16 protein-coding genes are annotated in these 24180 nt (G+C 74.2%); 4 read left to right on the plus strand and 12 right to left on the minus strand.

The window, feature by feature from the left end; all coding sequences use genetic code 11:
* Nucleotides 1-63: 63 nt before the first annotated feature.
* Nucleotides 64-2547: a tetratricopeptide repeat protein gene (locus ACZ5WK_RS26120; protein ID WP_465550606.1), complete on the plus strand. Its 2484-nt coding sequence runs from the start codon at nucleotides 64-66 to the stop codon at nucleotides 2545-2547.
* A 102-nt stretch (nucleotides 2548-2649) separates the two neighbouring features.
* On the opposite strand, the gene ACZ5WK_RS26125 is transcribed toward ACZ5WK_RS26120, so the two are convergent.
* On the minus strand, nucleotides 2650-4143 hold the full coding sequence (locus tag ACZ5WK_RS26125; RefSeq protein WP_465550608.1) for an MFS transporter: 1494 nt from the start codon (nucleotides 4141-4143) through the stop codon (nucleotides 2650-2652).
* 288 nt (nucleotides 4144-4431) lie between these two features.
* On the opposite strand from ACZ5WK_RS26125, the gene ACZ5WK_RS26130 reads away from it, so the two are divergent.
* On the plus strand, nucleotides 4432-4803 hold the full coding sequence (locus ACZ5WK_RS26130) for a YciI family protein (protein ID WP_465550610.1): 372 nt from the start codon (nucleotides 4432-4434) through the stop codon (nucleotides 4801-4803).
* Nucleotides 4800-6044 carry an RNA polymerase sigma factor gene (locus ACZ5WK_RS26135; protein ID WP_465550612.1) on the plus strand — a complete coding sequence of 415 codons (1245 nt, stop codon included), beginning with the start codon at nucleotides 4800-4802 and terminating at the stop codon, nucleotides 6042-6044. Before ACZ5WK_RS26130 ends, ACZ5WK_RS26135 begins: the two co-directional genes overlap by 4 nt.
* Here ACZ5WK_RS26135 and ACZ5WK_RS26140 read toward each other — a convergent pair.
* Nucleotides 6026-7642: an ADP-ribosyltransferase domain-containing protein gene (locus ACZ5WK_RS26140; protein WP_465550614.1), complete on the minus strand. Its 1617-nt coding sequence runs from the start codon at nucleotides 7640-7642 to the stop codon at nucleotides 6026-6028. The genes ACZ5WK_RS26135 and ACZ5WK_RS26140 overlap by 19 nt on opposite strands.
* Before the next feature lie 287 nt (nucleotides 7643-7929).
* On the opposite strand from ACZ5WK_RS26140, the gene ACZ5WK_RS26145 reads away from it, so the two are divergent.
* Nucleotides 7930-8607: a macro domain-containing protein gene (locus ACZ5WK_RS26145; protein ID WP_465550616.1), complete on the plus strand. Its 678-nt coding sequence runs from the start codon at nucleotides 7930-7932 to the stop codon at nucleotides 8605-8607.
* Between the two features lie 136 nt (nucleotides 8608-8743).
* Here ACZ5WK_RS26145 and ACZ5WK_RS26150 read toward each other — a convergent pair whose 3' ends face one another.
* From ACZ5WK_RS26150 to ACZ5WK_RS26195, 10 genes are all read right to left on the minus strand, one after another.
* On the minus strand, nucleotides 8744-10087 hold the full coding sequence (locus ACZ5WK_RS26150) for a serine hydrolase domain-containing protein (protein ID WP_465550618.1): 1344 nt from the start codon (nucleotides 10085-10087) through the stop codon (nucleotides 8744-8746).
* Nucleotides 10088-10314: 227 nt separating this feature from the next.
* Entirely contained in the window at nucleotides 10315-14211 is a 3897-nt protein-coding gene (locus ACZ5WK_RS26155; protein ID WP_465550620.1) for an amino acid adenylation domain-containing protein, read from the minus strand.
* A 396-nt stretch (nucleotides 14212-14607) separates the two neighbouring features.
* The gene (locus ACZ5WK_RS26160; RefSeq protein WP_465550622.1) at nucleotides 14608-16221 is read right to left on the minus strand and encodes an amidohydrolase; all 1614 of its coding nucleotides are present in this window, start codon (nucleotides 16219-16221) and stop codon (nucleotides 14608-14610) included.
* Nucleotides 16222-16297: 76 nt separating this feature from the next.
* Nucleotides 16298-17140 carry a PaaX family transcriptional regulator gene (locus ACZ5WK_RS26165; RefSeq protein ID WP_465550624.1) on the minus strand — a complete coding sequence of 281 codons (843 nt, stop codon included), beginning with the start codon at nucleotides 17138-17140 and terminating at the stop codon, nucleotides 16298-16300.
* Between the two features lie 69 nt (nucleotides 17141-17209).
* Nucleotides 17210-18079 carry a maleate cis-trans isomerase family protein gene (locus ACZ5WK_RS26170; protein ID WP_465550626.1) on the minus strand — a complete coding sequence of 290 codons (870 nt, stop codon included), beginning with the start codon at nucleotides 18077-18079 and terminating at the stop codon, nucleotides 17210-17212.
* Complete coding sequence (locus ACZ5WK_RS26175; protein ID WP_465550628.1) at nucleotides 18076-19056, minus strand: fumarylacetoacetate hydrolase family protein; 981 nt, start codon at nucleotides 19054-19056, stop codon at nucleotides 18076-18078. Before ACZ5WK_RS26175 ends, ACZ5WK_RS26170 begins: the two co-directional genes overlap by 4 nt.
* A 10-nt stretch (nucleotides 19057-19066) precedes the next feature.
* Entirely contained in the window at nucleotides 19067-20179 is a 1113-nt protein-coding gene (locus ACZ5WK_RS26180; protein ID WP_465550630.1) for a cupin domain-containing protein, read from the minus strand.
* Nucleotides 20176-21189: a carbon-nitrogen hydrolase family protein gene (locus ACZ5WK_RS26185; RefSeq protein ID WP_465550632.1), complete on the minus strand. Its 1014-nt coding sequence runs from the start codon at nucleotides 21187-21189 to the stop codon at nucleotides 20176-20178. The genes ACZ5WK_RS26180 and ACZ5WK_RS26185 overlap by 4 nt, the downstream gene beginning before the upstream one ends.
* An 11-nt stretch (nucleotides 21190-21200) precedes the next feature.
* Nucleotides 21201-23780 (minus strand): oxidoreductase, encoded by a 2580-nt coding sequence (locus tag ACZ5WK_RS26190; RefSeq protein WP_465550634.1) that lies wholly within the window; start codon nucleotides 23778-23780, stop codon nucleotides 21201-21203.
* Nucleotides 23777-24178, minus strand: coding sequence for an acyl-CoA thioesterase (locus ACZ5WK_RS26195; RefSeq protein ID WP_396321300.1), 402 nt, complete (start codon nucleotides 24176-24178; stop codon nucleotides 23777-23779). Before ACZ5WK_RS26195 ends, ACZ5WK_RS26190 begins: the two co-directional genes overlap by 4 nt.
* Nucleotides 24179-24180: the final 2 nt, after the last annotated feature.

Here is a 24180-nt window from a genome sequence, read left to right on the forward strand (position 1 = left end):
TGCCTCATACGGCCGACGCGGTACGAGTGGGGGCAGAAGTAGTGGCAGTAGCGGGGGCGGAACATGGCTGATCCGGGCAGCACGGTGACGGACACCGGCGAGGCCGACCAGTTCTGCCTGCTGCTGGCCCGGTACCGGGTGCGGGCGGGGCTGACGCAGGAGGAGCTGGCCGCGGTGAGCGGGATCAGCCTGCGCGCCGTGGGGGACATGGAACGCGGCCGCACCCGGGGGCCGCAGCGGCGCACCGTGCGGGCCCTGGCCGAGGCACTGCGACTCGACCAGCGCCGGGCCGCCGCGCTCGAACAGGCCGCCCGGGCCGGCCGCCCCCGCGGCACCCGGGCCACCGGCGCGGCCGCTCCCGCTCCAGCCGTTCCGGCTCCGGCCGTTCCCGCTCCGGCCGCTGCGCCCGCCGGCACACCCGCCGCCGCTGCGCCTGCCGGCACACCCGCCACTGCTGCGCCCGCCCCCGAGGAGAGCGCCGCCGCCCAGGCCGCCGGGACGTACGCCCTGGCCCTGCCCCGCGACATCGCCGACTTCACCGCCCGCGAGGACGCCCTCGCGCTGATCACTGCACTGGCCGGCACCGGCGAACCGGCCCCGGAGGACCGGCCCGCCCACCCCCGGGTCGTCCTGATCAGCGGTCAGCCCGGCCTCGGCAAGACCGCCTTCGCCCTGCACACCGCCCACACCCTGGCCCACCTCTTCCCCGACGGACAGCTCTCCCTCGATCTGCGCGGCATGGCCCCCGAGCCCCTCGCCGCCCGCGACGCCCTCGGCCAGATCCTGCGCGCCCTCGGCGTCGCCGACGGCGCGGTGCCCGCCGGCACGGAGGAGCGGGCCGGCCTCTACCGCGCGCTGGTCCGCGAGCGCCGGCTCGTCCTGCTGCTGGACAACGCCGCCGACGAGAGCCAGGTGCGGCCGCTGCTGCCCGGCTCCGGGCCGGCCCTGACCGTCGTCACCAGCCGCCACACCCTGCCCGGGCTCGAGTCCGTCCACCGCCTGAGGCTCGACGCCCTCACCGCGGCCGAGGCCGCGGTCCTGCTGGGCCGCATCGCCGGCCCCGACCGGATCGCCGCCGAGCCCGAGGCCACCGCCGAACTCGCCCGCCTCTGCGGGTACCTGCCGCTCGCCCTGCGGATCGCGGGCCAGCGCCTGGTCGCCCGCCCGCAGCAGACCGTCAGTTACCTCGTGCGCCAACTCGCCGCCGAGGAGCACCGGTTGGACGTGCTGGAGACCGGGGACCTCGCAGTCCGCCCGGCCTTCGCCCTCTCCTACCGCAGGCTGCCCGCGGAGACCCGGCTGGTCCTGCGCCGCTGCGCGCTGACCGCCGGGTACGACGTCACCGCCGCCGTGGTCGCCGCCTACGCGGAGCTGTCCGTCCCGCGTACCGAGCGCCACCTGGAGCAGCTCACCGATGCCGGGCTGATCCAGCTCTCCACCCCGGAGCGTTACCGCCTGCACGACCTCGTGCGCCTCTACGCGGGTGAGCTGCTCGCCGCCGAGGAGACCCCGGAGGGCCTCGAAGCCGTCCGTGGCCGGGCGGGCGCCTGGCTGCTGCGCCGCGCCGCCGAGGCCGGCCTGCTGTTCGACCCGGAGGCCGCCGAGAACGGCGCCGACGACGACTCCGGCGGCGGCGACCCGGACCCGGCCGCCACGGGGGCGCTCGCCGAGGCCGCCCGCTGGCTGGAGGAGGAGAGCCCGGAGTGGCTGGCCGCCCTGCGTCAGGCCTTCACCGCCGGCCGCCACCGTGAGGTCATCGACACCGCCGAGGCGATGCACTGGTTCTCGGACCGCCTCATCAGCTGGGACATCTGGGCCGAGGTCTTCCAGCTCTCCGTCGACGCCGCCCGCGCGTGCGGTGACCGGCTCGCCGAGACCGTCCACCTGAACTACCTGGCCTGGACCTACTCCACCTGCCTCCACCAGTACCGGCGGGGGGCCGAACTCGCCGGCGAGGCACTGGAGTCGGCCCGGCAGGTCGGCGACCGCGAGCAGGAGGGCTGGGCGCTGATCTACCTCGGCGGATCGCTGCGGTTCCTCGTCCGGCACCAGGAGGCCCTCGACACCTACCGCCAGGCCGCCGAGGTCTTCGCCGCCGTGCCCGGCCGGTCCGCCCGGCTGGGCGGGCTGGTCACCCTGCGCGGCGCGGCCAACTGCCTGCGCGAGTCCGGCCGGGTCGAGGAGGCGGTGGAGTCCCGCCGGCTCGCCCTGGCCGGGGCCCTGGAGCTGGTGGAGCTCTGGTCGTCCCCGCTGCCGCACCTGATGGCCGCCTTCGCGGCCCACGAACTCGGCCTCGACCGCGCGGCGTTGAAGCGCTGGCCCGCCGCCGAGAAGGCGTACCGCCAGGCCCTGGTGCACTTCGAGGCGGTCGGGCGCCCCGACTCGATGACCAAGACCCTCACCGAGCTGGGCACCGCGCTGATCGAGCAGGGCCGCGCGGACGAGGCCCGCGAGATCCTCACCGAGGCGCTGACCGACCTCAGCTCCGAAAGCGGCCGGCCCCACGGCCGCCACAGCACCCGCCCGGGCGCCACGACGGCCTCGTAGCCCGGGCCGGAGCTGCCGGTGCCGCCACGCCGGACGCGCTCGCGGAGAGGGTTCCCGGCGGTGGTACCCCAGCCACGAGACCGGCCCGGCAGGAGACAAGCCCTACGAGTGAGTCGCCTCGTAGTCGGGGAGCGCGGCCGGGGTGGAGCGGGCGGCCGGGCGCATGGCCAGGGTCAGGGCGGCCAGCCCGGCGAAGATGACCGCGGCGACGACGCCGGTGACGTGCAGGCCGGCGGTGAACGCCTCCCGCGCGGTGTGGAGCAGTTCCGCGCCCTGGCCGGCGGGGAGGCTCCGGCCGGCGGCGACCGCGCCGGCCAGCGAGTCGGACGCGCCGTCCGTCCGGCTGCGGTAGACCGCCGCGGCCGTCGCGCCGAGCAGCGCGAAGCCCAGCGAACCGCCGAAGTAGTTGCCGGTCTCCGACATCGACGCCGCCGAGCCGGCGCGCTCCGGCGGCACGGACCCGACGACCAGCCCGGTGCCCAGCGCGAACAGCGGGCCGGTGCCCAGCGCCAGGACGGTGATACCGGTCATCACCAGCGGCAGGGCGCCCGCACCGTCGACGCGGACGAGCAACAGGCTGCCCAGCGCCGATCCCGCCAGCCCGCCGGCGATGGCGGTCGTCTGCCGCATCCGCCGGGCCAGCGCCGGCGCGGCCGTCGTGCCGGCCGCCACGCCCAGGCCCATCGGTGCGAACAGCAGCGCCGACGCCACCGGCGAGAAGCCCAGCACGCCCTGCAGGTACTGGGTCACCAGCAGGCCGGTACCGGCCATGGCCACGCCGGCGAAGACCAGGGCGACGATCACGGCGGTGAACGGGCGGTTGCGGAACAGCCGCAGGTCCAGCAGGGGCGTCTCCATCCGCAGTTGCCGGCGGACGAACAGGAATCCGGCCGCCGCGCCGACGACGAGGGCCGCCGCCGGCACGACCGGCGCGCTCCCGACGGTCAGCTGTTTGATCCCGTAGACCATCAGGAGCACCGCCACGAGCGACAGCCCGACGCTGACCGGGTCCAGCCGCCCCACCCGGTCGCCGCGGAACTCGGGCAGCAGGACCGGCCCGGCGAGCAGCAGCAACGCCATCGGCGGCACGGCGGCCAGGAACACCGACCCCCACCAGAAGTGCTGCAGCAGGACTCCGGCGAGGACGGGTCCGAGCGCGCCGCCGGTGAACTGGCAGGTCGCCCAGATCGCGATGGCCCGCCCGCGCCGCCGTTCGTCGCGGAACATGGTGATGATCAGGGCCAGGGTGGACGGCGCCAGGGTCGCGCCGGCGACGCCCAGCAGCGCACGCGCGACGATCAGCATCAGCGGGCCGGTCGCGAAGGCCGCCACGACCGACAGCACCGCGAACGCCGCGCCGCCGGTCATCAGCAGCCGGCGGCGGCCGATCCGGTCGCCGAGCGTGCCCATGGTGATGACCAGGCCGGCCACCATGAGCCCGTAGCCGTCACTGATCCACAGCTGCTGGACGTTGGTGGCACCCAGGTCGGCGCTCAGTTGGGGGAGCGCGAGCAGCAACGCCGTCGTGTCCATCGCGACCAGCAGTGTGGGCAGCATGAGGACGACCAGTCCCAGCCACGCCCGGTTGACCCGCATATCCGAAACTCCCTGTTCTCCCGACGATTCGCCCGTTGGTCGGAGCGGCCGGGAGCTTCTTGACATCGGTACGGACGGAATCTCCCGCGCCTGCCACGGCCGGCCGTCACCCGCGGCGGCCCGTCACCCGCGGTCGAGCGTCGCCGGAGGTGGCGCCCCAGCGGGTCGGTCGGTGCGGCGGGAAGGACTCGTGCGAAAGTTCCGGCGGGGGTGTCAAGACGGCGGCGCCGGCTCCGACCAACCGGTCGGAGGGCCCGCCCGGGGCCCGCGAACCATGAGGGGTACGAGATGCAGTTCCTGATCAGCATGCACATCAACCCGGCCGTGCTGGACGCGCTGACCGACCAGGAGAAGGCGGCGATCGGCGCCGGTCACGGCGGGTTCATCGAGGCGCTGAAGGCGTCCGGCGAGCTGATCACCACGCAGGCGCTGGTCCACCCGTCCCAGGCCGTCGTGGTGTCCGTGCGCAACGGCCAGCCGGTGGTGACCGACGGTCCGTTCCTGGAGTCCAAGGAGTACCTGGGCGGCTTCTACCTGGTCGACTGCGAGGACAGGGAGCGGGCGGTCGAGCTGGCCGCGCAGATCCCGGACGCCGCGATCGAGGGTCTGGGTGTCGAGGTGCGGCAGGTCATGTTCGCCGACGGACAATTGGAGGCATGACAGCACCGGACTTCGAGGACCTGCTGCGTGAGCTCACGCCGCAGGTCCTCGGCACCTTGGTACGCCGGTACGGCCGGTTCGAAGGCTGCGAGGACGCCGTGCAGGAGGCCGTCCTCGCCGCCACCGTGCAGTGGCCGGCCGAGGGAGTGCCGGACAACCCGCGCGCCTGGCTGGTGACCGTGGCGTCCCGGCGGCTCATCGACCAGATGCGCAGCGACCACGCGCGCCGCGAGCGGGAGTCGGCGACGGCCGCCGAGGTGGTGCCCGACGGCGTGCCGGACACCGACGACACGCTCGTCCTGCTGTTCCTGTGCTGCCATCCGACGCTGACCGCGGCCTCCCAGACGGCCCTGACGCTGCGGGCGGTCGGCGGCCTGACCACGGCCGAGATCGCCCGCGCGTTCCTGGTGCCGGAGGGCACGATGGCGGCCAGGATCAGCCGGGCCAAGCAGCGCATCAAGGCTGCCGGCAGCTCGTTCGGCCTGCCGGCCGGCGCGGAGCGGGAGGAGCGGCTGCGGGTCGTCCTGCTCGTGCTCTACCTGATCTTCAACGAGGGCTACACGGCCTCCTCGGGCAGCGAGCTGCACCGCGCCGACCTCGCGCGCGAGGCGATCCGGCTGGCCCGGACGGTGCACGCGCAGCTGCCGGAGGACGGCGAGGTGACCGGACTGCTCGCACTGATGCTGCTGACCCACGCCCGCCGGGAGACGCGGACCACGGCGGCCGGTGACCTCGTGCCGCTGGACGAGCAGGACCGCGGGAGGTGGGACCGCGCACTGGTCGACGAGGGCATCGGGCTGGTCAAGGCGGCGCTGGCCGGCCCGGCGCTGGGGCCCTACCAGCTGCAGGCCGCCATCGCCGCCACGCACGCCGCCGCGGCCACCGCCGAGGAGACCAACTGGCCGCAGGTGCACGCCCTCTACCTGATCCTGGAACGGATCGCGCCCAACCCGATGGTCACCCTCAACCGGGCGATCGCGCTCGCCGAGACCGAGGGCCCGCAGGCGGGGCTGGCCCTGCTGTCCACCTTGGACGGCGACGAACGGATGGCCGGGCACCACCGGCTGCTGTCCGTCCGGGCCCATCTGCTGGAGCGGACCGGCGACACGGCCGGGGCGTACGAGCACTACCGGCGTGCCGCCAGGGCCACCGCCAGCATCGCCGAGCAACGCCACCTCGAGTCCCGGGCGGCCAGGGCCGGCGGGGGCCCTCCGGGGCGTGGTCAGGACACCAGGGACTGATCCTCCAGCTCCGTCAGCTTCACGGTGCACAGGCCGCCGCGCTCCGTCCTGACGTCCGTCACCTTGAGCTGGGTGCCGGGCAGGAGGATGAACTCCTCCTCGCCGGTGAACGCGGAGAAGCTGCGGATGCCCACCGCCCGGGCGGGCTGCACCTCGAAGAGCGTCCGCTTGCCGCGGCTGCCGAGGAACCCCCGGGCCACGCCGAGCTCGGACGTGCACGAGGAGACGCCCCACCACGTCACGGTCCGCCCGAGCGGGTACTGCGCCCGGAGGTCCAGCGACACCCCGCGCCACAACGGCTCCGTGCGCGCGGGCAGTTGGGACACCGCCGAGAACAGCAGCCGCAGATACGGGAGGTAGGGGACGATCCTGGTGCGGTCCGGGGAGCGCAGGATGGCGTTGATCTCCCGGTAGAACGCGGACTCGCAGGTGTAGAGGTAGAGGGCGGCGATCGCGTCGGCGGACAGGCCGCCGGCCGCTTCGTCCGCCCGCCGCCTGCCGAACTCGTCCGACCGCACGACGTGGCGGTCCAGCCCGGACAGCAGCTCGGCGACCGGGCCCACGGCCTCGCGGAAGTCCATGAGCGGCGTGTCGAACACGCCCGTGATGGCGGGGAGGACGAGCCCCTCGTCCTTGACGCTCGCGAGCCGGTCGAGATAGAGCTGGTGCAGCTCCATGGTGGATGCGATGAACGCGCCCATGCGGTCGGCGACGTCACCGTCCGTCCCGCCGGCCTCCGCCCCGGCCTTGTTCCACCCCTTGCTCGGAAGCCAGTCGATCGCGTCGCTGCCCAGCGAGGCGAGGGCCGCGTTCACCATGGCGAAGTGGTCGCCGTCGCAGAAGACGTCGCCCTGCGCCGCGGGATTGGGGTGGTCGATGTGCCGGACCTCGACCTCGGGGTACTTCTCCTGCAGCCGGAGGACGACCTTCTTCAGGTTGCGCGCGTGCGCCCCCCACCACGCGAAGACGACGCCGCGGTCCTCCTCGGCGGCGTTCTGCTTGGCCCTGAGGATCTCCTCGACGATCCGCTCGGCGACCGGCCGCCAGAACGCGGTGTGCCGGTCCGTCCCGATCGCCCCGTCGGCACTGGCGGTGAGTGCCGCGTTCAACAGCAGCACACCCTGCGTGAGCATCGCCTGGAACCACTCCGGCGGCTGGACGGTGTCCTCCTTCTTCAGGAGCGCACGGATGTCGGCGATCGGGGTCTTCTTGGGGACGCCGTACTTCCACATCGCCGCCGCCTTGATGATGCAGCGGATGCTGACGACCCGGCCGAACTGACTGTCCTTCCAGTCGTGGAAGGTGTTGTCGAACATGGCGATGCCGGTGGCGCTCTCCGGCCGCGGGTACGGGTTCTGACCGAAGATCACGACCTTCCACCGGTGCGGCGCGTTGGGCTTGAGCGCCTGGAAGGTCAGTTCGCGGACGGGGACGACCTCCGGGCCGCGGCCCGCGCCGATGAACGAGGCCGCGTCCGGCTGCGCCTCGATGACCGGCTTCAGCAGCGGGAGCCAGGGCTCGCCGCCGCCCTTGAAGAGTTCCGCGAGGGCCAGCGGGTCGTTCGGGTCGGGCGTGGCGGGGGTGGTGGCATCGCTCATGGCGGAGGGCTCCGAACTGTCGAACCGTGCTGACGGGGTGGTCGTCGAGGCGGCCGATGTCCGTGCGGCAGCCGTGAATTGGCGCGCGGGACCGGGGAGCGGCGGCCGGTGGCCGTGGCCTCCCGTCGACCGACCTCGACGGACCTGACGATAGGTCGGCCCACTGACAGCGCCCTCGGCGCGGGGAGCGGGCGGGGCCGGCGGAGCCGCCGCCGTCGGCCGCACTGTCAGTGGGCCCCGATAGCGTCGTGACCAGTGAAGGGCAGTTGCTTCGAACGGAGTGAACCATGACCGTGGACCAGGTACAGCCGCCGCTGCGAGTGGTGCTGACCGACCTCAACAAGGCGGTGGTGGAGGCGTGGCGGGCGGCGTTCGCGGACACCCCCGGCATCGAGATCCGCACCGGGTCCATCCTCGACGAGGACGTCGACGCCTGGGTCAGCCCCACCAACTCCCTCGGCCGGATGGACGGCGGGGTCGACGCGGTCATCAAGCGCCACCTCGGCGCCGGCATCCAGCTCCGCGTGCAGCGCGCCATCCGCAGCCGGTTCGCGGGGAGCCTCCCGGTGGGAAGCGCGGTCTGCGTCCCGTCCGGTGCGGTCAGCCCGAGGTTCCTGATCTCGACGCCGACGATGGAGAGTTCCTCGCAGAACGTGAGCGAGACGCTGAACGTGGCCCTGGCGTGCGCCGCCGCGTTCCAGGCGATCCACCGGCAGAACGGGGCGACCCCGGGCAGCATCACGTCGGTGGCGCTGGTGGGCATGGGCGCCCGGACCGGCCGGGTCCCGGCACGGGTGTGCGCCAACCTGATGTGGACGGGCTACACGCTCTTCAACGACTTCAGCTTCGAGGACGACGACGACCTGCGCAGCACGATCACCGCGCAGCTCGACGGCATCGACAGCGCCCCCGTCGAGCAGCGGATACGCATCGCCCCGCCCAAGCGCCCCGCCTCCCGTCGCTGAGCCGGGCCGCCGGCATCGGGGCGTCCCCCTCGGGGCGCCCGCCGCGCCGGCGAGCCGGATCGCACGGTGACCGGACCGCCGATCGGGCGCGGTCCGGTCACGGGTTCCGCCGTGCGTTGCAGTCCTCGGCGGAGGTCTACCTCGTCGGGGGGATGAAGTAGACGTGGTCCGGCGTCACGATCTTGGTGATGGCCTGTCCGAAGAGCGTGCTCGGCTCGATGCCCTGGTAGAGGATGTCGGTGTTGAGCACCACCACGAGGGTCGCGTCCAGCTCGGGCAGGTAGAGGGTGAGGCTCTGGTACCCGGGCAGCGAGCCGTTGTGGCCCACCCACCCCTGGACGTCGAAGAGGCCGAGCCCGTAGCCCGCGCCGGGGAGGCCGGCGGGCAGGTACTTGGTGCGCTGCGCCTGGGTCTCGGGTGAGAGCAGCGTGCCGGTCGCGAGGTCCTTGGCCCAGTGCTTGAGGTCCTCCAGGTCGGAGATCATCGCACCGGCGGCCCAGCCCCAGCTGGGGTTCCAGTCCGTGGCGTCCACCGTCGCGCCGTTGGGGGTCTGGTTGGTGTAGCCGTGCGCGTGCGGCGACGGGAACTCGGCCCCTTCGGGAAACACGGTGTGGCGAAGGCCGCTCGGCTCCGTCACCCGGTCGTGGATGAAGTCGGCCAGCGGGATGCCGCTGACCTTCTCGACGACCAGGCCGAGCAGGATGTAGTTGCTGTTGTTGTACAGGAACTGCGTGCCCGGCGCGGCGACGTTGGGGTGCTTGTAGCCGTACGCGAGCAGCTCGTGAGGAGTGAAGGGTTTGGTGGGGTCCGACTCCAGCGCGGTGATGAAGCCCGGGTCCGCGGAGTACGGGAACAGGCCGCTGCGCATCTCGGCAAGGTCGCGGATGGTGATCCGGTCGCCGTCCGGGACGCCGCTCACGTAGGTCGAGATGGGGTCGTCCAGCCCGACCAGTCCGTCGTCGACCAGTTCGAGCACCGCGGTGGCGGTGAAGGTCTTGGTCACGCTGCCGATCCGCGTGAAGAGGTCGTCGGTCATGGGGGCGCCGGTCTTCTTGTCGGCGACGCCGAACGAGCGGACGTACTGGCCCTTCCCCGGCAGCCAGAGCCCGACGGACACACCGGGAACACCCGCCTGGCTCATCGTCTGCTGGATGGCCGCGTCGAGCTTGGCCGCGAGTTCGGGGCTCAGCTCGTCCGGCGCGCAGTCCTCGTCGGAGCTGACGTCGGTGTACCGGCGGTGATCGTCACGGTGGCCGTCGCCGCGGGCGCCGTATTCGTGTCCGTGTCCGTGTCTGTGGCCGTGCCCATGCCTGTGGCCGTGGCCGTGGCGGTGGTCGTGGTCGTGCGCGGCCACCTTGTCGGGCGCAGCCGCGTTCGCGGGTGTCGCCCCCACCGGGAGGAGCCCGGCGACGGCTATCGCAGCCACTGCCAAGCCGCGGTAGGCCGTCGTCTTTCGTCGGTGGGGAAACGATCGGGTCATCAGGATTGTCCTCGTTCCAGGGTCGCGTTGGTGTCGAGCTCTTGGTGAGATCGTCAACGGCAAACGCCCACCACGACGAGCCTGACGAGCTGTCCGGGTGACAGGACATCGGATCCCGGCGGACCGGCCCGTCGGGCCGTGGACGTCCGGACACGGCGCTCCTCCGGCCCGGGGAGGCGGCCCGGGCCGGAGGATGACGCGTGTAGATCCCTCGCTCGCCCTGTTGCTCAGCCGAGCCGGCGGGTGCGGATGGCGGTGACCAGTTCGGTGATGCCGGGCTCCTTCAGCACGGCGTAGTGGTCACCCGCCAGCTCCACGACGGTGGGCGGCGCGGCGGAGTAGCCGGACCGGCCTTCGATGAAGGAGTAGTCGTCGCCGGCGGCCTTGAAGACGGTGACCGGGGCGTCCAGCCGGCGCTCCGCGAGCTCGTGGAAGCTGTACTCGAATGCGTAGGTCTCCCCGACGATCCGGGTGATCCGGCGGATCGACTCCTCCTCCAGGTCCGGAAGCAGGCGGTGGACGAAGGCGGTGAAGCCGTCCTCGTCGCGGGCCTCGGCGAGGCACGCCGCCAGCCCCGGTCCGCCGATCGAGCCCGCGAAGACCGAGTAGAGGATGGTCACGTAGCCCGGGTTGCGGTACGAGGCCTCGCGCCCGTACAGCTCGCCGTCGGCCCGGCGGACCTCGGGGTTGCCGGGGCAGATCAGCAGCAGGTCCGTCACCCGTTCGCCGGCCTGTTCCAGCCGCCAGGCCGCCTCGAAGGCGACGCGGGCGCCGAAGGAGTACCCCCACAGGGTGTAGGGGCCCTCGGACTGAACCCGGCGGATCTCGGCCACGTCGGCGGCGGCCGTCTCCGGGACCGTCGGGTACGGCGTCTCACCGGGGTTGATGCCGTGGGCCTGGATGCCGTAGAACGGCCGGCCCGCGGTGCCGGCGAGAAGCCGCAGGTTCATCGGGTAGCCGCCGAGCCCCGGCCAGCAGAACACCGGGTCACCGGTGCCCTCGCGGTGCAGCGGTACCAGCCGGGAGGCGGCGCCGGTGTCGTCGTCGATCCGGCCGGCCAGGTCCGCCAGCCTGGGGCTCTCGAAGAGCACCTGCAGCGGCAGGCGGGTGCCGAACTCCCGGTTGAGCCGGTTGACCAGCGCCACGGCGATCAGCGAGTTCCCGCCGGCGCCGAAGAACTCGTCCGTCGCGGAGACGTTCTCGTACGCCAGCGCCCGCCCCCAGGCCTCGGCGAGCCGGCGCTCGGTCGGCGTCGACGGCGGGACGAACGGGCCGCCGGTCTCCGCGTTCCTGACCTGCTCACTGGCGGTGAGGGTCGACACATCGACCTTTCCGTTGGCGGTCAACGGCAGCTCGTCCAGGACGAGCACCCGGTTGGGGAGCATGTAGTCGGGCAGGAAGGTGGCCAGCTCGTCCCTGATGATCTCGGCCGGACCCTTCATGTGGACGGCGTCCTCGCGCATGCCCTCGCTGCGGATCTGCTCCTCGCTGACCTTGCCGCCGAGGAAGAAGTACGAGGGGCCGGACGGGATCCCGCAGGCGGCCAGGATGTCGTCGATCCGCCGGGCGGCCGGCAGCGGGTGCCCGGTCTTCGAGCTGTAGCCGGAGGACATGAACCCGAGGCCGAGGGCGAGGCCCTTGCGCTGCAGGCGGTGCAGGGTCGTACCGAGGCCGATGTACTCCAGCCACGGCTCGTCGGCCCGGCTGACCGCGGTGACGCCGAAACCGGCCCGCTCGTACACCTGCTGGTTGATCGCGATCACGTGCCGGGACTCCACCAGGTCGTCCGAGATCCGGACCAACTCGCCGTCAGTGTACCGGTACTGACCGGCCGCCAGGCCTTCGACGCCCCCGGTGTGGGCCTGTACGTAGAGCTCGGTGCGGTCGGTCCGCAGGAGGTCGCCGCCCGGGCGGATCTCGAACGAGCCCAGGTAGCCGTCCTCCTCGGCCACGTCCAGCCTCTCCCGGACGGACGGGTCGTGGCCGGCCGGCCGGATGGCCAGCCCGTACGCGGGCAGCACCTCCTCGAAGACGCCGACCATGTGGCCGGCCTCGAACTCCAGCACCTCCTGGATGTTGTTGCGGTACACCGGTGCGATCGCGCGCCGCTTGCCGAGGAGGTGGACGACCAGGCCCGGCCCCCCGGTGCCGTCGCCGACCCGCACCAGGGTGTGGTCGACGGGGTGGTAGTAGTACACGCCGGCGTCCAGCCCGTGGGCGCCGCTGGTCTCCAGGTACAGCTGGGTGGCGTACAGCGCGCCGGGTGAGGCGTACGCGTACTTCGGCAGCAGCCGCTCCTCGCTGTGGAACTGGCCGAACCACCGCAGGATCGCGCCGAGCCCGGCCAGGCCCGGCTCCGCCGGTTCCCGGGGCGGGCGGCCGGCCGCGGCCGCGCCGCCTGCCGCCCGCGGGGCGAGCAGCTCCAGCAGGTCGTCTCGGGTGACCGCACCGCCCTCGTAGGAGCGGTAGGTCTTGCGGGCGAACGTCTCCCGCCGCTGGCGGCCGGTCTCCCGCCGACCGGGCAGCTCGACCACCGGCCGGCCCGCCAGCTCCTCGGCGTCCCGCGCGCCCGGGTTCGACAGCTGCGCCTTCACCTGGAGCTTGCTCGCCTTGGACTGGTGGTGGCTGCCGTGGTTGCCCTGGTCCATCAGGGCCGCTTCCTTGGGGTTCAGCTCGACGCACGCCACCAGGTTCCGGTGGCCAGTGCGCGGGTCGTCGGTGACGACGGCAGCGGCCCGCCGCACCCAGGTGTGCTCCTCGACGGCGAGCGCGACCTCGTCCAGCTCGACCCGGTAGCCGCGCAGCTTGACCTGGTTGTCCACCCGGCCCGAGCACTGGAGGGTGCCGTCCGGGTTCCACTGCGCGAGGTCCCCGGTGCGGTACAGGCGCTCGCCCGGCAGGTGCGGGGAGGCGACGAAGCGCTCCGCCGTCAGGTCGGGCCGGTTCAGGTAGCCGCGCGCGAGCTGGATGCCGCCGATGTAGAGCTCACCGGTCGCGCCGGGCTCCACCGGCGCCAGCCCCCCGTCGAGGACGAAGCACCGGGTGCGGTCGACCGGCACGCCGATCGGCACCGAGCCGGCGTCCTCGCCGACCGTGGCGGCGTCGACCCGGTGCGCGGTCGCGTTGATCGTGCACTCGGTCGGCCCGTACAGGTTGACCAGCGACGCCCACGGCAGCTCCTCGGCGAGGGCCCGGGCGAGCCGGCGCGACAGCACCTCGCCACCGGAGTACACCTGCCGGAGCGTGGTGCAGGTGCCCAGCCGCTCGGTGTCCAGCAGCGCCTGGAGCAGGGTCGGCACGCACTGCAGCGTGGTCACGCCGTGCTCCCGGACGGTGGCGATCAGAGCCTCCGGGTCGCGGTAGACCCCCGGAGCGCCCATGACGACCAGCGCGCCGGCCGCCGGCGCCAGGATCTCCCACTGCGCCGCGTCGAAGCTCATCGGCGTCTTCTGCAGCACGGTGGCGTCGGCGCCCAGGTGCCCGCGGGCGATCAGCCAGCGCAGCTGGGACACGATGCTCCGGTGCTCGATCATCACGCCCTTGGGCCGGCCCGTGCTGCCCGAGGTGTAGATGACGTACGCCAGCGACTCCGGCCGGGGGCCGGGCGGCGGCCCGCCCGGGCCCTGGCTCTGGTGCGGGAACGGGCGCGCGTCCTGGGCGCCCCGCGCGTGCCGGTCGCCGCGGTCCTCGCGGGCGTCGCCCGGCGTGACGACGAGCGTGCCCCGCGGGGCCAGCTCGGTGAGGCGGTCCCGGAGGTGCTCCTGGGTGACGATCACCCCGGTCCCGCCGTCCTCGATCATGTAGCGGAGGCGGTCCTCGGGGTACTCGGGGGAGAGCGGCAGGTAGGCGGCCCCCGCGCAGAGGATCCCCCAGGCTCCGACCAGGAGCTCCGGTGAGGGCTCGACGAACAGCCCGACACGGTCGTCGGGCGCTGCGCCGAGGTGGTGCAGGTGGGCGCCCAGCCGGTCGGCGGCCTCGCCGAGCTGCCGGTAGCTGAGGCGTTCGCCGCCGCCGGTGACGGCCGGGGCGTCCGGCCGGGCGGCCACCTGCTGCCGGAGCAGGTCGGGCAGGCAGACGGCGCGGCGGGTGTCGTGGACGGTGGAGAGCACGGGCTGTGCGGACATGGTGGAATCCCCAGGGTGGCTGCGGGTGACGTCGCCCGGTGGAGCGGGCGTGACATCCACGCTGCGCCGCCCGTCGTCCCGGGCGCCTGGGGCACGGGCCGCCTTCCCGCCCGGCCGTGGCCCGGCCGCAGTCGGGCCCGGTCCCGCGGGGCGGCCGGAGGTCCCGGGTGGCGCGCCGCGGGCCAGGGCCACCTGTCCCGGGCACTCCACGGGGCACGCCGGCGCCGCCGGCCGGGTGGATGGCCCCCGCCAGGGCCGTTCCGGCCGGCCCGGCACCCGTCTGATCCGGTCCCGCCGGCCGGGCCCCGTCAGGCTGCTCCGGCCGGCCGGGCACTCGTCAGGTCCGGCCCCGCCGGCCGGGCCCCGTCAGGGCCGCTCCCGCCGCCCGGGCACCCGTCAGATCCGGTGCACCGTCCGGCCCCCGAGCACCGTGCGGACCGGCCGCAGCCCCGCCAGCTCGTCCGGCGGGCAGTCGAACGGGTCGGCGGGCCACAGGGTCAGGTCCGCCAGGGCCCCGGGCCGCAGGCTGCCGCGTGCTCCGCTCTCGCCCAGCAGCCGGGCCGCGTCGACCGTGTGCAGCCCGATCGCCTCGGCCCGGGTGATCGCGTGCTCGACGCCCTGCGCGCCGGCCACGGTCTGCCGGGTGGTCATGCCCCAGACCGAGACCATCGCGCCGTAGGGCCCGACCGGGAAGTCGGAGCCGGCCGCGAGCAGCGCGCCCTCGTCCAGCCACTCGCGCAGCGGGAAGATGCCACGCACCCGCTCGCCGCCCCAGGCCCGGATCTGGGCGGTCGCCGCATCGTGCAGCAGCGGGTGCTGCACCGTGACCGGGACGCCGAGCGCGATCGCGCGCGCGCGCTGGTCCGGGCGGGCCAGCCCGCCGTGCTCGACCACCAGCGTGCCCGGGGCCAGACCGGGGTGGTCCTTGATCACCTGCTCGAACACGTCCAGCAGCGTGCGCAGCCCGCGGTCACCCCAGGCGTGGACGCCGACCCGCCAGCCGCGCGCGACCACGCGTCCGACCGCCGCGACCAGCTCCTGCCGGTCCCAGAGCAGCGTGCCGTGGTAGCACGGGCGGCCTTCGTACGGCTCGTCCAGCGCACCCGCCTCGATGCCGCCGTCGATGCCGAACTTGACGCCCCAGACGCTCAGCCAGGCGTCGCCCCCGGCACGCCAGGGCTCCATCCGGTCGAGCAGTTCGTCCACCTGCCCGGGCGTGCGGGCGCCGAATCCGGAGACCAGGGCCCGCACCCGCACGCTCAGGGCACCGGCCTCCCGGGCCGCGCGCAGCACCTCGAGGTCCTCGACCGGCACGAGGCAGTCGCGGACCGTGCCGATCCCGGTCGCGGCGTAGTCGGCGGACGCGGCCCGCAGGCCCTCGATCCGGTCGGCGAGTGCCGGGCGCGGCAGTACCCGTTCGGCCAGTGCGACCGCCTTGTCGACCAGCCGGCCGGTCAGCCGGCCCCGCTCGTCCCGCTCGATCACGCCGCCGGGCGGGGCCTCGGTGGCGGCGGTGATGCCGGCCAGCCGCAGTGCCGGGGTGTTGAGCACCATGTTGTAGGCGCCGCGCCGCACCAGCACCGGGTGTTCGTCGGTGGCCGCGTCCAACTCCTCGGTGCGGGGCAGGCGCTGTTCGGCGAGGTTGACCTCCTGCCAGTTGATCGTGGTGCGGATCCACTGCCCGGGGGGCGTGTTCGCCGCCCGCTCACGGATCAGGCCGAGGAACCCGTCGAGGTCGCGGGCCCGGTGCACCGGGACGTCGTGGACGCTGTGCGCGGCGAGGATCAGATGGGTGTGGGTGTCGTCGAAGGCGGGCAGCACGGTCGTGCCGGGCAGGTCCAGCACGTCCGTCCCCGGGCCGATCAGGTGGTCCAGGCCGTCGGCCGCGGGGGACAGTGCGGTGATCCGTTCGCCGGTGACGGCCAGTGCCCGGTGCGGTGCCTCGCCGGGGACGAGCGTGTGCACGGCGCCGGAGCGGATCAGCAGGTCGGCGGGGGCGTGGTCGGTCACGGCGGATCCTCCGGCGTTACGGCGGTCGGCTGGGGTACGGGTCGGGTCAGGCCAGGTCGCGTCGGGTCAGGTCGGGTCAGGTCGGGTCCGGCCGGGGCTGGGAGAGCCCGGTGAGCTTCTCGACGTGCCGCAGGCTGGGCCCGGCGAGCAGGCCGTGCAGTTCGGTGAAGACCGCGCGGGCCGCGACGGCGTTCCACTCCGCCGGCAGCAGCGGCTCCGGCAGTCCCGGGTCGAGGTAGGGCAGACGGCGCCACTGGGTGAGCATCGGGACGTACGCGCGGAACGCCTCGACCGCCTCGATCCGCGGGGACGGGCGCAGGTCGGCGGCCACCTGGCCCCAGGCCCCGGTGAACTCGGCGTACTGCTCCTCGATCGCCGGGAAGTCCCACCAGGAGCCGACCGCCGAGCGCAGTTCGGCGAACCCGGCGTACTCGGAGAGGAAGAGGTGGACGTACGCGCTCAGCCCGAGCCGCTCCAGCAGCAGCCGGGCGTCCGGCAGCACCCGGGCGGGTGCCAGCCAGACCCCGGGGGCGGCGTTGCCGAAGCCGAGCCAGCTCAGCCGGGACCGCAGCTGGTGGCGGCTGGCCCGCTCCGACTCGGGCACCGAGAAGACCGCGACCACCCAGCCGTCGGCGAGTTCGGCGGGCCCGAGGCTGTGGAAGATCCGGCGGTCGCCCTCGTCGAAGACCGGGCCCATCGCCGGGCTCAGCCGGTAGCCGGTGCCCTCGCGCCGCTCCTGCAGCAGTGTGCCGGCCTTCTTCAGCCGCGAGATCGCCGACCGGACGGCCGGAGCGTCGACGTCCAGCTCCGCCATCAGGGCGATCAGGTCGGCTATCGAGATCCAGCCGCCGAGCCGGCGGACGAACTCGCCGTAGATCGTGTGGATCAGGGAGCTGGGGCGTGACGCGTTCTCCGGCATGGCGGCCCTCCTCCCGTACGGCGTGTGCGCCGGTCCCGGGCGGTCACGCCTGCCGACCGCCCGGCCTGATCATACTGTCGGAGCGCAGCCGAGTGGTCCGGACGGCGGTGCGGTGGGCGGCTGCGGGACGGTCGCCGGCGGGCGGGACGGCGGTGCGGCGGGCGCCCCGTGGGCCGGTGCCGTGCTTTCGGCGTAGGCGCCGGAGAGCAGCGACCCCGCCCCCGGTGCGAAGGCGGGCAGCCCGAGCGCGCGCAGCAACTGGTGGACGGTGCAGATCGCCGCCGAGACCACCGGTTTGCCGAGCAGTTGCTCGGCCTCCTCGACGGCCGCCAGCGAGGGCATCTGCACACAGGCGGAGAGCACCACGGCGTCCGCCTCGGCGTGCGCGAGGCGTGCGGCGATCCCGGGCAGCCGGGCCGGGTCGTGGGCGGCGACCGCCAGGTTGTCGGGGATCTCCAGGGCCGCGTGGTCGGTCACCGTGATGCCCTCGTGCGCCAGGTAGTCCACCACGGTCCGGGCGAGCGGCCGGAGGTAGGGCGCGACCAGGGCGACCTTCTTCGCCCCGAGCACGTGCAGCCCGGCCACCAGGGCGCCGGCGCTGGTCACCACCGGCGCCGGCGCGCCGTTCTCGACGGTGCGCCGGTGCAGCCGCTGCTCGGACTCCCGGTGGTAGCCGGGCCCGGTGCTCATGACGGCCACCAGGCAGGCGTAGCCGAGCACGTCGACCCGGGCGTCGGAGAGTTCGAGCGCACAGCGGTCCGAGTCGGCGTCCATCGCGCGCAGTTGCTCGGGGGTGACCTTGGTCATCCGCATCCGGCTGGAGTGGAAGGTGAAGCGTTCGGGGGCGACCGCCTCCCGGGCCCGCAGCAGGGCGGGGACCTCGGTCTCCATGGTGACGTTGGAGCTCGGGACGATCTGGCCGATCCGGTAGGTGGTCATGCGTCCGCCCCTTCGTCGTCGAGCCGGGCGCCGCCGGTGCGGGCGTCGTGACCGCGGGCCTCGTGACCACGGGCCTCGTCACCGCGGGCGTCGACGACCGGGTTGGCGAGCGTGCCGATCCGCTCGACGGTGGCCTCCACCAGGTCGCCGGGCTGCAGGAACTGCGGTGGCACCAGACCTGCGCCGACGCCCGACGGCGAGCCGGTGGCGATCACGTCGCCGGGCTCCAGGGTCATGCCGGAGGAGATGTCGGCGATCAGCCGGGCGACGCCGAAGAGCATGTGGCGGGTGTTGGAGTCCTGCTTGGTCACACCGTTGACCTTGAGCGAGAGGTCGAGGTTCTGCGGGTCGGGGATCTCGTCGGCGGTGACCACGACCGGTCCGAACGGGCAGTAGGAGTCCTGTCCCTTGGAGAAGAACCACTGCCCGGAGCGGCGCTGGTCGCGCGCGCTGACGTCGTTGACGATGCTGTAGCCGAAGACGTGCCGCAGCGCCTCGGCCTCGGTGACCCGGCGGGCGGTGCGGCCGATCACCACGGCCAGTTCGCACTCCCAGTCGAGCTGCTTGGTCAGGTCGGCGTTGTGCAGGATCGGCTGCCCGGGGCCGGTGACGGCGGTGGCCGGCTTGCCGAACAGCACCGGACGGTCGGGCAGTTCGCGTTCGGTGTCGAGCGAGCGGTGCGACTCCGCGACGTGCTCGACGTAGTTGAGGCCGACGCCGACGACCTTGCCGGGGCGCAGCGGCGCACAGAGCGTGACCTCGGCCAGCGGCAGCGACGCGCCGGCCGCCGCGCCGGCCAGCAGCGCGCGGGCGGTGGCGAGGGCGGGCTCGCCGGCCCGGATCAGCGCGGCCAGGTCGCCGGGCAGTTCGGCGCCGGCGGCGGTGGCGAGCGCGGCGAGGTCGGCCACCCGGTCGCCGGTCCGAGCGCCGAGGCGCGGGGTGTCGCTGCCGCCGGTGCGGTAGCTGAGCAGGTGCATCGAAAGCTCCTTACGGAAGGACGGGGTGGTGGCCGCCGTTGTCCGGGTGCGCCTCCTCGCGGTACATGCCGAGGGAGCGCATCACCGGGAAGTCGTTGAACGAGAAGAGGCAGGCGTCCTCGCCGGGGTCGGCGTTCGCGTGCTCGTGCCAGGCCCAGGACGGCACCACGAAGATGTCGCCCTGCTGCCACTCGAAGCGCCGCCCGGCGATGACCGAGACGCCGCGGCCCTTGGCCGCCGTGTAGACGACCGAGCCGGTGTGCCGGTGCGCGAGGGTGGCCTGGCCCGGCCGCAGCAGTTGCAGGTGGGCGCTCATGGTCGGCATCACCGAACCGCCGGTGACCGGGTTGGCGTACTCCATGATCACGCCGTCGTACGGGGACCCCTCGCCGGCCCGGGCCAGCCGGCACAGGGCCTCGTAGCTGGGCCCCCAGGGCCAGCCGAGCAGGGGGGAGTACGGGCGGCCCCACTTCTCGGCGCCGTACGGCAGCAGCGTGCCGGCGTAGCTGAGCAGCGAGGAGTTCACGACCGTGCCGGGCCGCTGGTACAGCTCGGGGTGGACTTCGTAGAAGCCGGCGTCGAGCGCGTTGACGAGCGGGATGTCCAGCCCGTCCTGCCAGATCACCGGTTCGTCCGAGTCCTCGTTGCCGTGCTCGTGCCAGGTGTTGTTCGGCGTGATCGCGAAGTCGCGCGGCCCGACCTTGAGCTTCTGGCCGTCCACGATCGTCCAGGCGCCGGTGCCCTCGTGGACGAAGCGCAGTGCGGCGGCCTGGTGGCGGTGCGCGGTCATCGCCTCGCCGGGGCCCATGATCTGCAGGCCGGTGTAGAGCAGTCCGACGGCCGCGCTCAGCTCGCGCCGGCCGGGGTTGACCAGCATCACCACCCGCCGGCCGGCGTCGTCCGCCCGGACCAGCGGCAGCGCCTTGCGGACGAGCGGCGCCAGGTCCGCGTAGCGCCAGAGCACCGGGACGGACCTGGGCTGCGGGTACCAGGGCTCGATCTCGTTGGCCACCGTCCAGAGCGCGCCCGCCTCCTGCTTGGCCAGCTCCTCGTAGTAGGCGGCGAGTTCGGGGCTGTCCCCGACCCTGGCCCGGCCCAGCCGGGTGTCGTCGTAGTCGTTCACGCTTCCTCCTGGTGGGAGCCGGGCTCCTGCGGGGCGTCGGGCCGGTGTCCGTCGGGGAACGTCACCGGCAGGTGCGGGTGGTTGTCGACGTGCAGACGGAAGACGTCGAACCGGTTGTAGTGGCCGACGATGTCGTGCATCTGCTTGGGCCGGACGCACCGGGCGAGGTCGATCTCGGCGTAGACGATGCCCTCCTCGTCGACCAGCGGCTCGGTGACCGGGCGCCCGTCCGGGCCGAAGACGCCGGAGAGCGCGGCGCGCGGGCGGGCGAGCTGCTTGCGTACCTGCTGGTCCTCGCCGGCCACCAGGTCGACGATCTCGGGCGAGATCGTCGAGCAGGAGACCACGGTGAACACCTTGCCCTCGAAGCAGTGCGCGGCCGCGCGCAGCGCGATCGCCTCCGCCATGTCGTAGTCCTCGGGCGCGACCGGCAGCGCGATGTAGCTCGCGGCGTGCACCAGTTCGCCCTGGGCGAGCAGGGTGAAGCGGGCCAGCGGGTTGGTGTTCTCGCCGCAGGCGAGCACGCCGAGCGGGCCGACCGGTGTCCGGTGCACCACCAGTGAGCTGCCGTCCCCCTGGGCCCAGGTCAGCTTCTCGGCCCAGGTCGGCACGAGCTTGCGGTGCACCCCGAGCAGCCGGCCGTCCGCGCCGATGGTGAGCAGCGTGTTGTACAGCGTGCCGACGCCGTGCCGGCCGCGCTCGTTGACACCGATCACCAGGACCACGCCGGCCCGGCGGGCGGCGGCGCACAGCGCGTCCACCTGCGGGCCGGGCACGTCGACCGAGGCGTGGTAGAGGCGTTCGAACCAGGGGGACCCCTGGAGTGGGTTCATCGTCCAGTTCCAGTACGGGTAACCGGGCACGAAGACCTCGGGGAAGACCACCAGCGCGGCGCCGTGCGCGGCGGCCTCGGCGATCAGGGCGACGGCCTTGGCGACGGTGGCGTCCGGGTCGAGGTAGACGGGGGCGGCCTGGACGGCGGCGGCGGTGAAGCGGGGCAGGTGGGGCATCCGGTCCTCCCTCAGTTCGGTACGGGCTCGGTGGTCTTCCGGCCGGGCCGGTCCGCCGGTCGGGCCGGCGCCCGCTCCGGCGGCGGGTCGTCAGGACGGTCGGGCAGCCAGCGGCGGTGCACCGGCGCGGCCGCCTCGGGCAGCAGCCGCAGCCGCGGCGCGACCCGGTCCGCGCCGGGCCCGGGCGGCCGGCGGCTGCCCGCCTGCCAGGGCTGCGGCCAGCGCGCCCCGGGGCCGGTGTAGCCCTGCTCGGCCGCGGCGTGCAGCGTCCACAGCGGGTCGTACAGCTGGGCCCGGCCGACCGCGACCAGGTCGGCCCGGCCGGCCAGCAGCACCGAGTTGGCGTCGTCGTGACCGGAGATCGCGCCGACCGCGACGGTCGGGATCCCGGTCGCGTTGCGGACCAGGTCGGCGAACGGCACCTGGTAGCCGCGCCCGTACGGCACCCTCTGGTGCGCGACCACCTCGCCGGTGGAGACGTCCAGCGCGTCCGCTCCGGCGGCGGCCAGCGCCCGGCAGATCGCCACCGCCTCCGCCTCGGTGGTGCCGCCCGGCGCCCAGTCGGCGGCCGAGATCCGCACCACGATCGGCTTTCCGGCCGGCCAGGCGGCCCGCACCGCGTCGAGCACCTCCAGCGCGAGCCGCAGCCTGTGCTCCAGCGGGCCGCCGTAGCGGTCGGTGCGGTGGTTGGTCAGCGGGGAGAGGAACCCGGAGACCAGGTGACCGTGGCCGAACTGCAGGCCCAGCACGTCGAATCCGGCCCGGTCGGCGCGGGCCGCGGCGGCGGCGAAGTCGGCGGCCACGCCCGCGAGTTCCGCTGCGCCGGCCTCGCGCGGGGGCGGGCCGGCCGGCTCCCAGGGCAGGGGAGAGGCGGCCAGCGTCGGCCAGCCGTCCGCGAGCGGGTGCCCGATCCCGTCCGGGCCGGGCACGTTGCTCGCCGCGCGCCGCCCGGCGTGGGTCAGCTGGATGCCCAGCGGGGTGTCGCCGAGCTCGCGGACCGAGCGCACCAGCGCACGCCAGGCCGCCTCCTGGGCGTCCGACCACAGGCCCGGGCAGCGTCCGGTGGCCCGGCCCTGCGCACTGACCGCGGTCATGCCGGTGAAGACCAGACCGGCGCCGCCGAGGGCCTGGGCGGCGAGCTGGGCCCGGTCGAAGCCGCTGGGCAGCCCGTCCACGGCGGTGAAGGTGGCCAGCGGCGGCACCACGATCCGGTTGCGCAGCTGCAGCCCGCCCAGCCGCAGCGGCCGGAACATCGGCGGAACGCCCGCGCCGCCGGGGGAGGTTGCGTCGCCGCCCGGCGCGTTGCCGTTCGTCGCGTCGCCGTTCGTCGTGTCGGCGAGGTCAGCGTCGACGAGGTCGGCGTCGGCGAAGTCGGCGTCGACGGAGTCCACGAAGGCGGCGTCCCGGGCGCGCAGGTTGCCGTACGTGACCCGGCGGCTGCGGGTGAGCAGGTTGAAGGCGAACTGCCCGGCGCCCTGGCCGGTGTGCCGCCCGACGGTCTCGAACCACTCCAGGCTCGCCTGCGCGGCCCGTTGCGCGGACTCCACCACCGGCCGTCGCCCGGTCTCGTAGGCCGTCAACGCGTGCTCCAGCACCGGCTGTTCGTGCAGCGCGGCAGCCAGCGCGAGGGCGTCCTCCAGGGCCAGTTTGGTGCCCGAGCCGATCGAGAAGTGGGCGGTGTGCGCGGCGTCCCCGAGCAGCACCACGTTGCGGTGGTGCCAGCGCGCGTTGCGCACGGTGGTGAAGCGGATCCAGCGCGAGGCGTTGGGGATCAGCCGGTGTCCGTCCAGGTGCCCGGCGAGCAGCTGCTCGCACCGCCGCACGCTCGCCAGGTCGCTCTCCCCGCGCCTCGACTCCCGCCCGGCCAGGGCGTCGAAGCCGGCCTTGTGCCACGCCTCCTCGGCGATCTCCACGATGAAGGTCGAGCGCCGGTCGCCGTACGGGTAGGCGTGCACCTGCAGGGCGCCGAAGTCGTGCTGCTCCACGATGAACGTGAAGGCCTCGAAGACCTTGTCGGTGGCGAGCCAGATGTAGCGGCAGTGCCGCTCGTCGAGCTCGGGCCGGAAGGCCTCCGCGAAGGCCGCGCGGGTCGCCGAGCGCACCCCGTCGGCGGCGACCACCAGGTCGTACTCGGCGGCCAGCCGGGCGACCGGCGGCGCGGGCGTGCGGTAGCGCACGTCCACCCCCAGCTCGGCGCAGCGCTCCTGCAGGACCGCGCGCAGCCGGTTGCGGTCCAGCGCCGCGAAGCCGTGCCCGCCGCAGGTGCGCACCTGGCCGGCGTACCGGACGTCGATGTCGCTCCAGCGGGCGAACTCGGCCGACAGGGCGGCGAAGACCTGCGGGTCGGCCTGGGCGATGCCGTCCAGCGTCTCGTCCGAGAAGACCACGCCGAAGCCGAACGCGTCGTCGCGGTCGTCGCGCTCCCACACCGTGATCTCCCGGTGCGGCGCCAACTTCTTGGCCAGCGCGGCGAAGTAGAGCCCGCCGGGCCCGGCGCCGATCACCGCGACCCGCCGCACCCCGTCGCCCACCGGGAGCCCTCCGGCGTCTGCCGGCACCGCTGCGCCTGCCGGCACCCCTGCGTCGCTCATCGGTACTCCTCCGGCTGCTGCGGACCGGATTCGGCGAGCGCCCGGCGCACCTCGGCGGGCCAGGGCTCGGCGCCCTTGGCCTGCGCGGCGGCGTGCACCACCGACATCCGCCCGGCGGCGGCCAGGCCCTGCGGGCCGTGCACCTCGAACGCGTAGTGCAGCGAGGAGCCGCCGACCCGCAGGACCCGCAGCTCGGTGCGGACCGGATCGCCGAACCAGAGGCGTTCGCGGTAGTCGGCCTCGAAGTGCACCCGTGGGATCCGGCCGAACAGCCCGGCCAGCCCGAGCCGGCGCAGCAGCACCGCCTCGGCCGCCTCGACCCAGCGCTGCACCGCCGAGAAGTGGTAGTGCCCGGCCGCGTCGGTGTCCGACCACTCCACCCGCCGCCCCACCGCCACGC

It is taken from the genome of Kitasatospora sp. NPDC032757, from assembly GCF_055579305.1.